The organism is Chryseobacterium culicis (assembly GCF_900108365.1).
GTDB lineage: Bacteria > Bacteroidota > Bacteroidia > Flavobacteriales > Weeksellaceae > Chryseobacterium > Chryseobacterium culicis.
The window spans coordinates 25,180-38,029 of sequence record NZ_FNWQ01000007.1 but is presented as its reverse complement, the minus strand read 5'-3'; the positions used below and the strand labels follow the sequence as shown (position 1 = coordinate 38,029).

11 protein-coding genes are annotated in these 12,850 nt (G+C 37.0%); 5 read left to right on the top strand and 6 right to left on the bottom strand.

The annotated features are described in order from the left end of the window. Window positions 1–166: 166 nt before the first annotated feature. Window positions 167–1,768 (bottom strand): S8/S53 family peptidase, encoded by a 1,602-nt coding sequence (locus tag BLW74_RS19595; RefSeq protein WP_089695382.1) that lies wholly within the window; start codon window positions 1,766–1,768, stop codon window positions 167–169. Window positions 1,769–1,856: 88 nt separating this feature from the next. Between BLW74_RS19595 and BLW74_RS19590 the strand changes: the two genes are divergently transcribed. The 4 genes from BLW74_RS19590 (at window position 1,857) to BLW74_RS19575 (ending at window position 5,099) form a co-directional block, all read left to right on the top strand. Next, window positions 1,857–2,981 (top strand): DegT/DnrJ/EryC1/StrS family aminotransferase, encoded by a 1,125-nt coding sequence (locus BLW74_RS19590; RefSeq protein ID WP_089695379.1) that lies wholly within the window; start codon window positions 1,857–1,859, stop codon window positions 2,979–2,981. 8 nt (window positions 2,982–2,989) lie between these two features. Then, the gene (locus BLW74_RS19585) at window positions 2,990–3,448 is read left to right on the top strand and encodes a hypothetical protein (RefSeq protein WP_089695378.1); all 459 of its coding nucleotides are present in this window, start codon (window positions 2,990–2,992) and stop codon (window positions 3,446–3,448) included. Between the two features lie 25 nt (window positions 3,449–3,473). Beyond that, on the top strand, window positions 3,474–4,496 hold the full coding sequence (gene galE, locus BLW74_RS19580) for a UDP-glucose 4-epimerase GalE (RefSeq protein ID WP_089695373.1): 1,023 nt from the start codon (window positions 3,474–3,476) through the stop codon (window positions 4,494–4,496). Window positions 4,497–4,640: 144 nt separating this feature from the next. Next, a complete protein-coding gene (locus BLW74_RS19575; RefSeq protein WP_089695371.1) occupies window positions 4,641–5,099 on the top strand; it encodes an adenylyltransferase/cytidyltransferase family protein in 459 nt (152 codons plus the stop codon). Between the two features lie 45 nt (window positions 5,100–5,144). Here the strand turns inward: BLW74_RS19575 and BLW74_RS19570 are convergent, their stop codons facing one another. The 5 genes from BLW74_RS19570 to pnuC all read right to left on the bottom strand — a co-directional run bounded on the left by BLW74_RS19570 (window position 5,145) and on the right by pnuC (window position 11,100). Further along, window positions 5,145–7,682 carry a TonB-dependent receptor domain-containing protein gene (locus BLW74_RS19570; protein ID WP_089695368.1) on the bottom strand — a complete coding sequence of 846 codons (2,538 nt, stop codon included), beginning with the start codon at window positions 7,680–7,682 and terminating at the stop codon, window positions 5,145–5,147. 133 nt (window positions 7,683–7,815) lie between these two features. After that, a complete protein-coding gene (gene mltG, locus BLW74_RS19565) occupies window positions 7,816–8,841 on the bottom strand; it encodes an endolytic transglycosylase MltG (RefSeq protein ID WP_089695365.1) in 1,026 nt (341 codons plus the stop codon). Window positions 8,842–8,874: 33 nt separating this feature from the next. Continuing rightward, window positions 8,875–9,642: a diaminopimelate epimerase gene (dapF, locus tag BLW74_RS19560; protein ID WP_089695362.1), complete on the bottom strand. Its 768-nt coding sequence runs from the start codon at window positions 9,640–9,642 to the stop codon at window positions 8,875–8,877. Window positions 9,643–9,731: 89 nt separating this feature from the next. Then, window positions 9,732–10,424 carry a hypothetical protein gene (locus BLW74_RS19555; protein WP_089695359.1) on the bottom strand — a complete coding sequence of 231 codons (693 nt, stop codon included), beginning with the start codon at window positions 10,422–10,424 and terminating at the stop codon, window positions 9,732–9,734. A gap of 4 nt (window positions 10,425–10,428) precedes the next feature. Continuing rightward, complete coding sequence (pnuC, locus tag BLW74_RS19550) at window positions 10,429–11,100, bottom strand: nicotinamide riboside transporter PnuC (RefSeq protein ID WP_089695356.1); 672 nt, start codon at window positions 11,098–11,100, stop codon at window positions 10,429–10,431. Between the two features lie 181 nt (window positions 11,101–11,281). Here pnuC and BLW74_RS19545 point away from each other — a divergent pair, with 181 nt between their 5' ends. Further along, window positions 11,282–12,799, top strand: a complete 1,518-nt coding sequence (locus tag BLW74_RS19545) for an amino acid permease (protein ID WP_089695354.1) — start codon at window positions 11,282–11,284, stop codon at window positions 12,797–12,799. Window positions 12,800–12,850: the final 51 nt, after the last annotated feature.

Here is a 12,850-nt window from a genome sequence, read left to right as displayed (position 1 = left end):
TCAATATCAATAGAAACGGGCTTTAGCCCGTTTTTTTATTATAAACCATTCAATGAGCTTTAGCTCAAACTTATTTTAATATGCCCAAAATAGTAATATATCTCCTGCAGATTACACAAATGTTTCTGTTATAATGCATCTGCTCAGCCTGCAGGAAACAAAACATTTACTCCTTTAAAAACTTTTCATACAAAACCTTATCCTTTATCTGTATTTTCAGATAATAAGTTCCTTTTGCAAAATCCTCCACTTTTATAGATTTCTGGTTGTTCGCTTTCCGGATTAACCTTCCCAGATTATCATAAACTTCTAATGACTGAATTTCTTGTTCTGAGGCAATATTCAGGATGTTTTTAGCAGGATTGGGAAACAGGGAAAACTGGTCTTTCTTTACTATTTCAGAAGTATTCAGCACAAGATTATACAAACTTCCGAAATTAAGAATTCCATATCCTGTCTGATCCGAATGGGCAGGATAAAGTGAAGCGGTCTGTCTTAGTTTTGTTCTCATCTGCTCCCTGTTCATGGTTGGAAAAGCCTGTATAAGACATGCCACTCCTCCCGCCGCAATAGGAGTAGAGATAGATGTTCCGTTCACAATTAAAGTAGCACTGTCAAAAACCGTTGTAGTGCCTGTCCCCTGCGCACTTCCATCAGGTTTTACCACCCCCAGGGCATTAGGCCCGAAAGAAGAAAAATCCGATGTATTTCCTGCTGCATCTACAGATCCTATAGAAAACACGTTAGCGTTATCAGAAGGTGTCATCAGGTAATGCCATGGCTGCTGGCCGGAATTACCGGCAGCAGCAAGAACAAAAATACCTTTTTCCGCAGCAATGCCTGCCCCGCGCGCAATGAAGGATGTAGTGCCGTTCATATCAGCATAAGTGTAATTATAACGGCTGTCATCAAAAACATTGTATCCCAATGACGAAGTAATGATTTCCACCCCTTTTCTGTCAGCTTCCTCGGCCGCTTCAATCCAGTATAGTTCTTCTTCGGGAACCTCTACCGTGGCATTTTCGCTGCGGTAAAGATAAAAATCCGCATCAGGGGCGGATCCCACAAAAACATCCTGCAGATAACCTCCGATAGCCCCTAATACAACAGAGCCATGCCCATTGAGAGCTGTATTGTAAACGTCCCCTGTTTTGGTGACAAAATCATAAGTGGCTTTGATATGGTTACCCGTCCACAGTCTTGAAAATGCAGCTCCTGTATTCACCGTTGGAAAACCAGAATCAATCACCGCAATGGAAATTCCGGTTCCGGTAAAACCTGCCAGATGCAGTGGCCGTATATTAACCTGATCAATTTGCCCGGAACCGGCGCCATAATTAAAAGTGGTAAGTGTTTTATGCATGTTTGCATAATCTTTCCATTTTCCAGGAGTCATTTTTACAGGGGATGAGCTGTTTCTCGCAAAACTTTCCACAGATAATACAAAAGGCTGGGCCTGCAGTAAAGTTTTTTGCGCCGGTGTAGCATTTACAGCGGCTCCGTTAAGCCATTTTGAATAATCTGTAACCGTAAATCCTAAATTTTGAAGATTCTGAAGATAGGCCTGTTCTATAGGAGCGTCTTGATCATTAAGCGGAATTCCGAGTGTAGTACGTCTGTTAAGTGATTTCTGGCTGAGTTCAGACAAAGGATTGGCATAAAACGCAGCTTTATTGGGCTTATCCGTAAAATAAACAAAAACAAGTTCTGTTTGGGCGGAAACCTGGAGATAACCCGTTAGGAAACAAAAGAGTAAAAGTTTTTTCATAAGAATAATTTCTATAAAGATAAAAACAAAATCAATAAAATTTTTGATCAGATATTAAATTCCTTATTTTTACAGAAATATTTATTATATGAAAAAAATTCAGATGGTCGACTTGCAAAGTCAGTATTATAAAATAAAGAATGATGTAGACAATGCAGTTTTGAATGTAATGGACTCTGCGGCATTTATAAACGGTCCTGAAGTAAAGTCTTTCCAGAATGAATTGGAATCTTATTTAGAAGTAAAAAACGTGATTCCATGTGCCAATGGTACAGATGCATTACAGATTGCCCTGATGGCTTTAGATCTGAAAGAAGGAGACGAAATTATTACCGCTGATTTTACTTTTGCAGCAACAGTGGAAGTCATTCACCTGCTTAAATTAAAATCTGTTTTGGTAGATGTAGATTATGATACTTTCACTATTTCTACAGAGCAGATTAAAAAAGCAATTACTCCAAGAACAAAAGCAATTATTCCGGTACATATTTTCGGACAGTGTGCCAATATGGAAGAGATTTTAAAAATTGCCGAAGAGCACAATTTATATGTTATTGAAGATAACGCTCAGGCAATTGGTTCAGAATATACATTCTCCGATGGAACCGTAAAGCAGGCAGGAACAATGTCTACGGTAGGTACAACTTCTTTTTTCCCTTCCAAAAATTTAGGATGCTATGGGGACGGAGGAGCTATTTTTACCAATAACGATGAGCTTGCCCACCGTTTGAGAGGAATTGTAAACCATGGAATGTACGAAAGATATTATCATGATGAGGTAGGAGTGAATTCTCGTTTGGACAGCGTTCAGGCTGCTATTTTAAGAAAAAAACTTCCTCATCTTGATTCTTACAACGAAGCAAGAAGAAAAGCAGCAGATTTTTATGATGAAGCATTCCAGGCGAACCCAAATATTCTTACTCCTAAAAGAGCAGAGAAATCTACGCATGTATTCCACCAGTATACTTTAAGAATTCTGAATGGAAAACGCAATGAGCTTCAGAAGTTTTTGGCGGAAAAAGAAATCCCCGCAATGATCTATTATCCGGTAGCTCTAAGAAAGCAAAAAGCATACTTCCAGGAAAGTGATCCGGCAAACTTTGTAAATACAGATAAGCTTTTGGATCAGGTAATTTCTTTACCAATGCATACAGAATTAGACGAAGAGCAGCTGAAGTATATTACAGATGCAGTGCTTGAGTTCATGGGATAAAAATAAGTATGAAGGAATTTTTTTTAAAAGGGAGAAAATATAAATTCTTTTTAGGATTTCACCTTTTTATCGTAGGGCTTTATTCTATCTACGTAGTAAATACACTGAATTCCTACAATTCCTTATCTTATTCTACCTATTATAAAGAGAGTATTTGGGAAAATATCACAAAATACTCTTTTTATATTATTATCAATTTAATTTCAGGAGCGATCATTTATTTTAAAATAAAGCATGCGAAGGTGATCCTTAATTTTTTTGCAGCAATGATCTTTATTCTGGTTTGCTATGCCGAATATACCCTGGTTAAAACTTATATTAATAACTCATATTACAATTTTGTAATTACTTTTAATACAGGAGTTATGGGTTTTATTGTTTTTTATGTCTTTTATCTTAACAGCAATACTAAGAAAGAGGGGATAGGAATAAATGAAATAGAAAATATAGGAAAACACGAAGACTAAGAAAAACACATAGAATAAAAATAGAATGACAATACTTGTTACCGGAGGACTTGGCTATATTGGTTCTCACACCGTGGTAGAACTCCTCAATAATGACTTCGAAGTCGTTATTGTAGATGATTTATCCAATTCAGAAAGGTTTATTTTAAACAATATCCAGGAGATTACAGGAAAAAAGCCTGTTTTTTATCCTTTTGACTTGAGAAGAAAAGAGCTTCTTGCTCAGGTTTTTGATGCCCATCAGATTGATGGCTGTATTAATTTTGCAGCTTCTAAAGCAGTAGGAGAGAGCCAGCTAAAACCTGTAGATTATTACGAAAATAATTTGTTTTCATTAATTAATATTCTTCAGGAGTTTAAAACAAGGGAAATTTCCAATTTTATTTTCAGCTCGTCATGTACAGTGTACGGACAGGCTGATGTAATGCCTATAGATGAAAATGCACCATTGAAAATGCCTGAAAGCGTCTACGGGAAAACCAAGCAAATGGGGGAGCAGATTCTGATTGATTTTGCTAAGGCTTATCACCGTAAAATTTCGGTATTGAGGTATTTTAACCCCATCGGAGCACATCCGTCTGGAAAATTGGGAGAGCTGCCAATTGGAGTTCCTGATAATTTAGTACCTTATGTAATGCAGACTGCTGCAGGAATCCGGGAGAAATTAAGTATCTGGGGAGATAATTACCCAACCCAGGACGGAACAGCCGTTCGTGATTATATCTATGTTGTTGATCTTGCGAAAGCCCATGTTGCAGCCCTAAAGAAACTGATTGAGGACACTTCAGCTGAAGCGGTGGTCGATACTTACAATCTGGGAACAGGAAAAGGGTCATCTGTGCTAGAAGTGGTAAAGGCATTCGAAAAAGCTAATAATGTAGAAGTACCTTATAAGATTTGCTCCAGAAGAGAAGGAGATATTACAATTGCCTATGCCAACCCGGAAAAAGCGGAAAGAGAACTCAACTGGAAGTCCGAAACGTCTCTTGAGGAATCTTTAAGAACGGTTTGGGAGTGGCAGAAATATTTAAATGCAAGGAATTCATAATCTTAGTGATTGTGAAATTTTCCTTACCTTATGAAAGAAAAATTTAAAAATAATTATAAAAAATTACAAACACCTTCACTGAACATCTTGCCCTTGCCCTCATCAGCAAATGTACTATCAGAGAAGATTTAAATTACAATTAATATGAAGACACAAAGAATAGGTATTACATTTTCCTCATTTGACTTATTACATGCTGGTCACATTAAAATGCTTGAAGAAGCAAAAACGGTATGCGACTACTTAATTGTAGGACTGCAGATTGATCCGTCTCACGATCGTCCCAACAAAAATAAGCCGAGCCAGACTATTGTTGAGAGGTATATTCAACTGAAAGCAGTGAATGCAGTAGATGAGATTATTCCGTATTACACAGAAGAGGATCTGTTAGACATTTTAAAATCTTTTGTGATTGATGTAAGGATCATTGGAGATGATTATATGAACAGAGACTTTACAGGTAAAAAATACTGTGAAGAAAAAGGAATTGAGCTCTTTTACAACAAAAGAGACCACAGGTTTTCCACCAGCGATCTGAGAAGAAGAATCTATGAAGCTGAGAAAGAAAAAGACACCAAGGCAAAAGCAGAATCTGTAAAATAACAATCATAAAAAATCCCGAAAATTACTTTTCGGGATTTTTTCTTTTTACATTGGGCCGCCTTGCTGGTCATCTCCCGTTGCATTGGAATTAATATCTTTTTTCTTTTTAGGCTGTTCTACTTTTTCCCCTTGTTTGAATCTGTAAGTAAACGATAGGGCAAATTGTCTTGGCTGCCACTGCATATAGCTGTCTCTTGTATAATTAGGACCATATGCTGTAGATCTCATAGATCTTGTATTGAAAATATCCTGTATATTAAAACTAATGGTTCCATTTCCGTTCCATATTGTTTTGGAAGCCCCAAAATTTAGTGCATACATATCTCTTCTGTCAATACTAGCCGTTTTTTGTCCACCTCTGTAGAACCCTTGAAGCTGGAAGTTTAACGTCTTATCAATTTTGAATGTAGAAGTAAGTCGTGCTCTCGTAGAAAAACCTTTTCCTTCAAAAGAAGTAGGTTTATCCATAATACTAGGGTCAAAATACACCCCTGTAGTTTTATAACCGAATAAATCTACATTTCCCAGGAATTTAAGCCATTTTGTTGCATCCCAGTTGAAGTTAAGGTCTAATCCGTAACGGTCATCTGTTCCTAAGTTAATAGGTTTGGTATGGAAGGTAGTTAAAGTCTGTGGATCACCATTGGCGTCATTATAGGCAACATCCTGATCATATACCAGCATTTTCACATCATCCGTGGAATGTCTGTAGTAGACTGTAGGGTTAATGGTAAAACTCTTTTTGGAAATACTGTATCCAATTTCATAAGAATCTACATATGATGGGTTCAGATCAATATTTCCGTCAAAAAGATTCTGATTATCGCTGTAATTCGGGTTCGGAATCAAAAAGAAAGAACGGGGACGGTCAATTCTTCTTGAATAATTTACTAAGAACTGATTGTCTTTCGCAATTTCGTAGCTTAAAAATACGCTTGGGAAAAGATTATTGTAATTTTTGGACTTATTTACAGTTTCACCATCACGGTTCAGATAATTGATATCTACTTTTGACAATTCATCTCTAAGACCAATCTGATATCCTAATTTTCCTATTTTGCTTTTAAACTGAACGTAAAATGCATTAAACATTTCCTTATACGTCGCGTCATAACTGTATTTACCAAGATAAGCTAAAGCAGGAGCGGTAACAGTGCTCTGCATTACCTGATTGCTGTAGTCATTATTATTAGTATCTAATCTATAACCGGCCTCTAATTTAGAATTCTCTCCAAGCGGCAGTTCATAATCAGCCTTGGCAATAACAGATTTATTAATCGTATTTTGAGAAACAAGATCCTGGAGCTGGAAAATTCCCTCGGTCGTATCATTGATATTATTATCATTATTGGAACGGTTTCTTTGCAGACTTAATGAAACCGATAAATTCTGGCCATTATCATCAAATTTATGATCTAAACCAAAATCTCCCTGAAATGCAAGATTATTTCCTGTTCCGATGCTCTTTCTTTGTCTGAAAATAGTTCCACCACTGAAAGGATTATCAAAATAACTGATATTTCCCGAGTTGTCACTGTCAAAAGTTCTTACTGTTCCCGATGCATTTACTGAAGTTTTATCAGAAATATCATACGTTAACCCTGCAGATGCGTTATAGCTATCATTTTTATTTTTACTGATAGACTCATTGTGAGTTTCCCTATTGATTCCACTGTTGAACCATGCATCATTTCTACTGGTGTTTTTAGATTCTCTGTAGCTGCCGCCACCATTAAGAAACCATGTAAATTTACCTTTTCTCCAGCTTAAGTTGGTGTTGAGAGCAGTTTGAGGAAGATAACCTAAAGTTCCTGTAACGCTTCCATTAAAACCTGTTTTTTTATTCTTCTTTAAAATAATATTTAAAATACCGGCAGTTCCGCTTGCTTCAAATTTCGAAGACGGGTTGGTAATTACCTCAATTCTGTCAATCTGATCAGCAGGGATACTTTGTAATGCATTAGCGCCATCATCTATTCCAAGGAGAGCGGAAGGCTTTCCGTTGATCAGAAATTTTACATTGGAGCTTCCTCTCATGGAAACTGTTCCGTCCGTATCCACAGAAACTGAAGGAACATTGGTTAAAACATCCTGAAGGTTTCCTCCTTTACTTACGATGTCCTGTGAAGGGTCGTATGTTTTCTTATCAAGTTCTACTTTATAGGGTTTTGTCGCTGCTGCAGTAATGACAACTCCTTGTATTTCATTGGTTTTGCCATCAGCAGTGGAGGTGGGCTCCGCTTCAATAGATAATGCTCCGATATTACCTGCGGCTGCAATATTTTTGCTGACTACACTTTTTTTGTAATCAATAGCTTCTACGGTAATGTCATAATCTCCCGGCATCAGTTGCAGCTTGTATTGTCCTTTTTCATCTGTCAGTACTGCATCACTTAATGTTTTGTTGGCTTTGTTGCTGAACGTTACAGAAGCATAAGGAACCGGCTGATTTTTTTTGTTGACAATCGTTCCGGAAACTCCTGCTTTCTCCTGTGCAAAAGCCAATGCGGCTGCCGAAAGTACTAACGTAAGTCCTAAAGTTTTTCTTGTGAAAATATTGACAATTTCTGTCTTATTCTTCATAGGTTATTTTTTTGTATAAAATCGTGAAAGAATAACCCCTACTATTTTGAATATCCATATCAATTTGAATGTCAAAATATTATGGTCGTCTATTATTTTACTAACTGTTTCAATTTTTTTGTGCTTATTAAGCTTATTTTATATTTTTAGAGTTCAGCCAGTCCTGGTAAGCCTTTGCATTCACCGCATGCTCTTCAGCACTTGCCGTAAATTTATGGTAACCAAACCTTGCCGGATCTGCGCACATAAATATAAAATTGTTGTTTTCAGCATTTAAAACAGCATCTACTGAGTTCTTATCCACTACGCAGATCGGTCCCGGAGGAATACCTGCATTGGCATAAGTATTATAAGGGGACGGTGTAGATAAATGCTTATATAATACTCTTTTTATAGGTTCTTTAAAATTAGTCTGCTTATTAATTGCATAGATCACCGTAGGATCAGACTGAAGCTTCATTCCCTTTCTGTAACGGTTTAAATACAATCCTGCAATAGTTTTCATTTCATCTTTTTTTCCACCTGATTCCTTATAAACAATAGAAGCGAGCGCGTAAATCTGCTCTCTTGTGAGGCCAGACTGCTGTTCCTTACTTTTTCTTTCGCTTGTCCAGAAATCATTATACTGATTTTCAAATTTTGAAAAAAACTCTCTTGGGCTTACCGTCCAGAAGAATTTATAAGTATCAATGAAAAAATATTTTTTTAAATCTTCTACATTATTATAGCCTTTCTCCTGTGCAACGGCATCCAGATCATTTACAAAATGTAATGAATCAATTTCCGTTTTCTTGGTTACCCTGCCGATCATCTGGTACATATCTCCAAAATCCCCGATTCTGTAAGAATTTGCAGTCTGATTACCGGCTTTAATCATATTCACAAGGTTTTTGTTTCCTGTTCCGTTTTCGATGTGGTAACGCCCTGCCTTAAAGTTGGTGTCAAGACCTTTCTCCTTAGCCACCGCTTCAAAAGATTCTTTGTCTTTAATATAGGGAGCAATAGAGTCCATGATCTGTTTAAAACCGGCTCTATGAGGAATCAGAACGTAACCTTCCTTTTCCACATTGTTTCCTAAATATTTATTATAAAATCTAAAACCAAAAAATCCTGCCACTACAAAAACCAGCAGAATGATAATGAGAATAGCTTTTTTCATTCTTATTAAATGTTGATTAAAAGTTTTTTGTCTTTAAAGAAGATCTGTTTTACCTCTAAAAACCTGCTTTGCCGGACCTTCCAGCCATATGTTCTGGAATGAGTCGCCGCTTTTTTCAGCATATACCTTCAGATTTCCACCTAAAGTTTTAACTTTTACAGAGGTTAGATTATGTTTTTGAAGAAAAGTTAAAGCAGAAGCTGTAACTCCTGTTCCGCAGCTGTAAGTTTCATCCTCAACGCCTCGTTCATAGGTTCTTACAAAAATCTCATCATCAGAAATTTTTTCTACAAAATTTACATTGATCCCTTTTTCTTTATATTTTTCGGAATTTCTGATACCGTATCCTGCATCATAGACGTGGTATTCTTTCAGATTATCTACATATTTTACGTAGTGGGGAGACCCTGTATCAAGAACAAAATCATTTCCGTCATGCGAAATGGTATCTACGTTAATCATTTTTAGTTTAATGACTCCGTTATGGATTTCCGCCTCGTGTTCTCCGTCTGTCGCAATGAATTTGCATTTGTCTTCAAATAGGTCAAGGAAAAAAGCAAAAGCGACAAGACATCTCCCTCCGTTTCCGCACATGGTACTTTCTCCTCCGTCAGAATTGTAATACACCATTTTGAAATCATAATTCGGATCGTTTTCTAACAGGATAAGACCATCAGCACCTATCCCAAAACGTCTGTCACATAATTTCTCAATATTGTTTTTATCTTTAGTAAACTCCAGATCACGGTTGTCTACCATCACAAAGTCATTTCCTGTTCCCTGATATTTATAAAATTCCATATTTCTTTGTTAAATGAAGAAGCAAAATTACTATATTTAAAATGAAAAACGAACAGTGTTAGCTGTTCGTTTTGTTATTTATAATCGTTTTATCTAAAGCCGCCTCCGCTGCTCTGCTGTCTTGTAGAACCGCTGCTCTGGCTGCTCGAACTGTTTCGGAATCCGCCGCTGGAAGATTCTGATCTTGTGCTGCTTTCAGAATTTCGGAATCCACCGCTGTTTTGGTTTCGGAATCCGCTGTTGTTTTGTGTACCCTGATTTTGGGAGCCACTGTTCTGATTTCGGAATCCACCGCTGTTCTGGTTTCTGAACCCGCCGTTTTGGTTGTTCTGATTTCCCTGGTTATTCTGATACCCGCTGTTCTGGTTTCTGAATCCGCCATTGTTATTTCTGCTGCCATTATTGAAACCGCCTCCGTTGTTGTAAGAACCATTGCTATTGGTAGTACGTGTATTCTGGAATCCGTTTTCAGGTCTTGAAGAACTGGAGGATCTTCTTTCTACATATACTTTTCTTCTGGAGTTATTATAATTGTCATAATAGTAAGGAATACCATTATCATAGTAGTAATTAACATTGTTTCTATAATAATAGCCGTCATTCCCCCAATATCCGCCGCTTCCGTAATATCCGGAAGGAGCATAGTAATATCCGTTGTTATAATAAGGATCTCCATAGCCATAACCTCCACTGTTGCTTCCGTATCCATCGGTATATGCCATACAAGAGGTTAAACTGGTAATAGCAAAAATACTGACTGCTATTTTAAATAAATTTTTCATGACTTTATTGTACTTTTTTTTCTTTAAAACTTTTTTTCCAATTGACGTATCCTAAGATCGCCATTATAGTAAATACCAAATATTGAACCGAAGTGATGCCAAGTCCCTTAAAAATCATCATTGGTATGCAAATAAAATCTCCGATGATCCAGAAAATCCAGCTTTCAATGCGCTGTTTGGCCATCAACCACATTCCTACTAAAAATATGGAGGTGGTAAAAATATCCATCCAGTTGGCCCAGTCAAGATGATATAATCCTAAACTGGTTCCTTCCATAGAGAACTTATTGTCAATATAAGGCTTATAATAATAAACAAGAGTAACCAGCGCCAGACTTAAGATAAAAAGAAGAAAGGCATAAACCCATTCTTTATTAGAAGCCCAGTTGACCTCTACATGAATATGATCATCAGAATTTTTAGCCCATAATATCCATCCGTAAACGCTCATCACCGTATAATAGACATTGATCATACAGTCTCCCAATAAGCCAAAATTATAAAGAATATACACATAGATCAGCGTAGAGATGATTCCGGTAGGGTATACCCAGATGTTTTTTTTAATCGAAAAGTAAACACTTAAAATACCGAAGAAAGCTGCCAGCGCCTCCACGATAATCTGTAAGGTGTCATATTTCTCATAAGGTTTTATGAAAAGATCATATAAATTCATGCGTTCAAAAATAAAGAAAACTTAACACTTGTTAATAAATACTTTTTTAGAAATACTTCGAATAAGGTGCTGATCAGGTTTTTAAAGATTTTAATGTAAAATAAATGATGAAAATTTAACGATTAACGTGAGAGTTTCTAAATTTTTTATATTTTCGTAAATCCTTAATAAATAAAAAAACATGTCGAAAATTTGGGTTAAGAAGCCACTAAGTGCCTATGAGGCAGATATGAAGAAAAGTGAGCTGAAAAAAGTCCTTGGAAAATGGAGTTTAACAGCAATTGGAGTAGGTGCTATCATCGGTGGTGGAATCTTCGTTCTTACGGGAACGGGAGCCTATTATCATGCAGGGCCTGCACTTGCAATTTCCTTTATTATAGCAGGTATAGCCTGCGTTTTTGCTGCATTGTGCTATGCAGAGTTTGCCTCCATTATTCCTGTAGAAGGTTCAGCTTATGCGTATGCGTACGGAACCGTAGGAGAAATTTTTGCATGGGCCATGGGCTGGTGTCTCATCCTTGAGTATGCCATGGCGAGTATGGCGGTCTCTGTAAGCTGGTCCGGTTATTTTAATAAATTTCTGAAGATTTTTAATATTCATTTACCTGCTTATCTCACATCAGATCCCGCAAGTTATACAGGAGATGGTTTTTCTATGAACCTGCCTGCATTTATTCTTGTTCTGTTAATTACTGCATTATTGGTAAAAGGAACGAAAGAAGCAGCAGGAGCCAATAACCTGATCGTTTTAATGAAAACGTCTGCCGTTATCTTTGTAATTATTGCAGGGGTATATATTATTTTTTCTAATACTGATCTTTATAACGCTGTAGACGGTGTTAAAAACTGGAAGCCTTTTATTCCTGATCCGGTAAAGATCAAAAATTCGGAAGGGGATATGGTCTCCGCCTATGGTATTAAAGGAATTATTTCAGGAGCAGCAGCTATTTTCTTTGCTTATATCGGTTTTGATGCTGTTTCTACACAGGCTGGAGAGGCTATTAATCCTAAAAAAGATGTGCCTTTTGCAATTATCGCATCACTATTAATCTGTACCGCTTTATATATCTGTGTATCTCTTGTATTAACAGGGATGATGCATTATACAGACTTTAATCCTGAAGGTAAATATCCTGACGCCATTAAAGCTCCTGTAGCATACGCATTTGAAATTGCAGGAAAACACTGGGCCAGTAATATCGTAACCATCGCTGCCACTGTAGGATTAATCTCTGTAGTGATGGTAATGATGATGGGACAGTCCAGAATCTTCATCGGAATGGCAAAAGACGGCCTTATCCCTAAGTTCTTCGGACAGCTTCACCCAAAAACAAAAACACCTTACAAAGGAATTATTTTATTAGGAATTGTAGTAGCGCTGATTGCTGCCTTTACCCCGATTTCAACCTTGGCAGATATGACAAGTTTCGGAACCCTGTTCGCATTTACACTGGTTTGTATTGCAGTTTGGGTAATGAGAAAAAAAGAACCGAATCTGATCAGACCATTCAAAGTTCCTGCGTATAAAGTTGTGGTAGCATTAGGCGTAATCATCAATCTTTATTTGATTTTTAACCTAAGCGCTCATGCATTGGAGCTTTCCGCTGTATGGTTGTTCTTAGGAGGTTTAGTATACTTCCTTTACGGAAAATCAAACAGTAAGCTTAACAACCCTGAAAAATATCAGAATCAGGATTAATCAATAATATAAACCGCTTCGGCGGTTTTTTTTGTCTTAAAATAGATGTGT

What these genes read in the sequence shown, in the direction of transcription:
- BLW74_RS19595 (WP_089695382.1), bottom strand. Translation starts at nt 1,768, where the DNA reads ATGAAAAAACTTTTACTCTTTTGTTTCCTAACGGGTTATCTCCAGGTT.
- BLW74_RS19590 (WP_089695379.1), top strand. Translation starts at nt 1,857, where the DNA reads ATGAAAAAAATTCAGATGGTCGACTTGCAAAGTCAGTATTATAAAATA.
- BLW74_RS19585 (WP_089695378.1), top strand. Translation starts at nt 2,990, where the DNA reads ATGAAGGAATTTTTTTTAAAAGGGAGAAAATATAAATTCTTTTTAGGA.
- galE (WP_089695373.1), top strand. Translation starts at nt 3,474, where the DNA reads ATGACAATACTTGTTACCGGAGGACTTGGCTATATTGGTTCTCACACC.
- BLW74_RS19575 (WP_089695371.1), top strand. Translation starts at nt 4,641, where the DNA reads ATGAAGACACAAAGAATAGGTATTACATTTTCCTCATTTGACTTATTA.
- BLW74_RS19570 (WP_089695368.1), bottom strand. Translation starts at nt 7,682, where the DNA reads ATGAAGAATAAGACAGAAATTGTCAATATTTTCACAAGAAAAACTTTA.
- mltG (WP_089695365.1), bottom strand. Translation starts at nt 8,841, where the DNA reads ATGAAAAAAGCTATTCTCATTATCATTCTGCTGGTTTTTGTAGTGGCA.
- dapF (WP_089695362.1), bottom strand. Translation starts at nt 9,642, where the DNA reads ATGGAATTTTATAAATATCAGGGAACAGGAAATGACTTTGTGATGGTA.
- BLW74_RS19555 (WP_089695359.1), bottom strand. Translation starts at nt 10,424, where the DNA reads ATGAAAAATTTATTTAAAATAGCAGTCAGTATTTTTGCTATTACCAGT.
- pnuC (WP_089695356.1), bottom strand. Translation starts at nt 11,100, where the DNA reads ATGAATTTATATGATCTTTTCATAAAACCTTATGAGAAATATGACACC.
- BLW74_RS19545 (WP_089695354.1), top strand. Translation starts at nt 11,282, where the DNA reads ATGTCGAAAATTTGGGTTAAGAAGCCACTAAGTGCCTATGAGGCAGAT.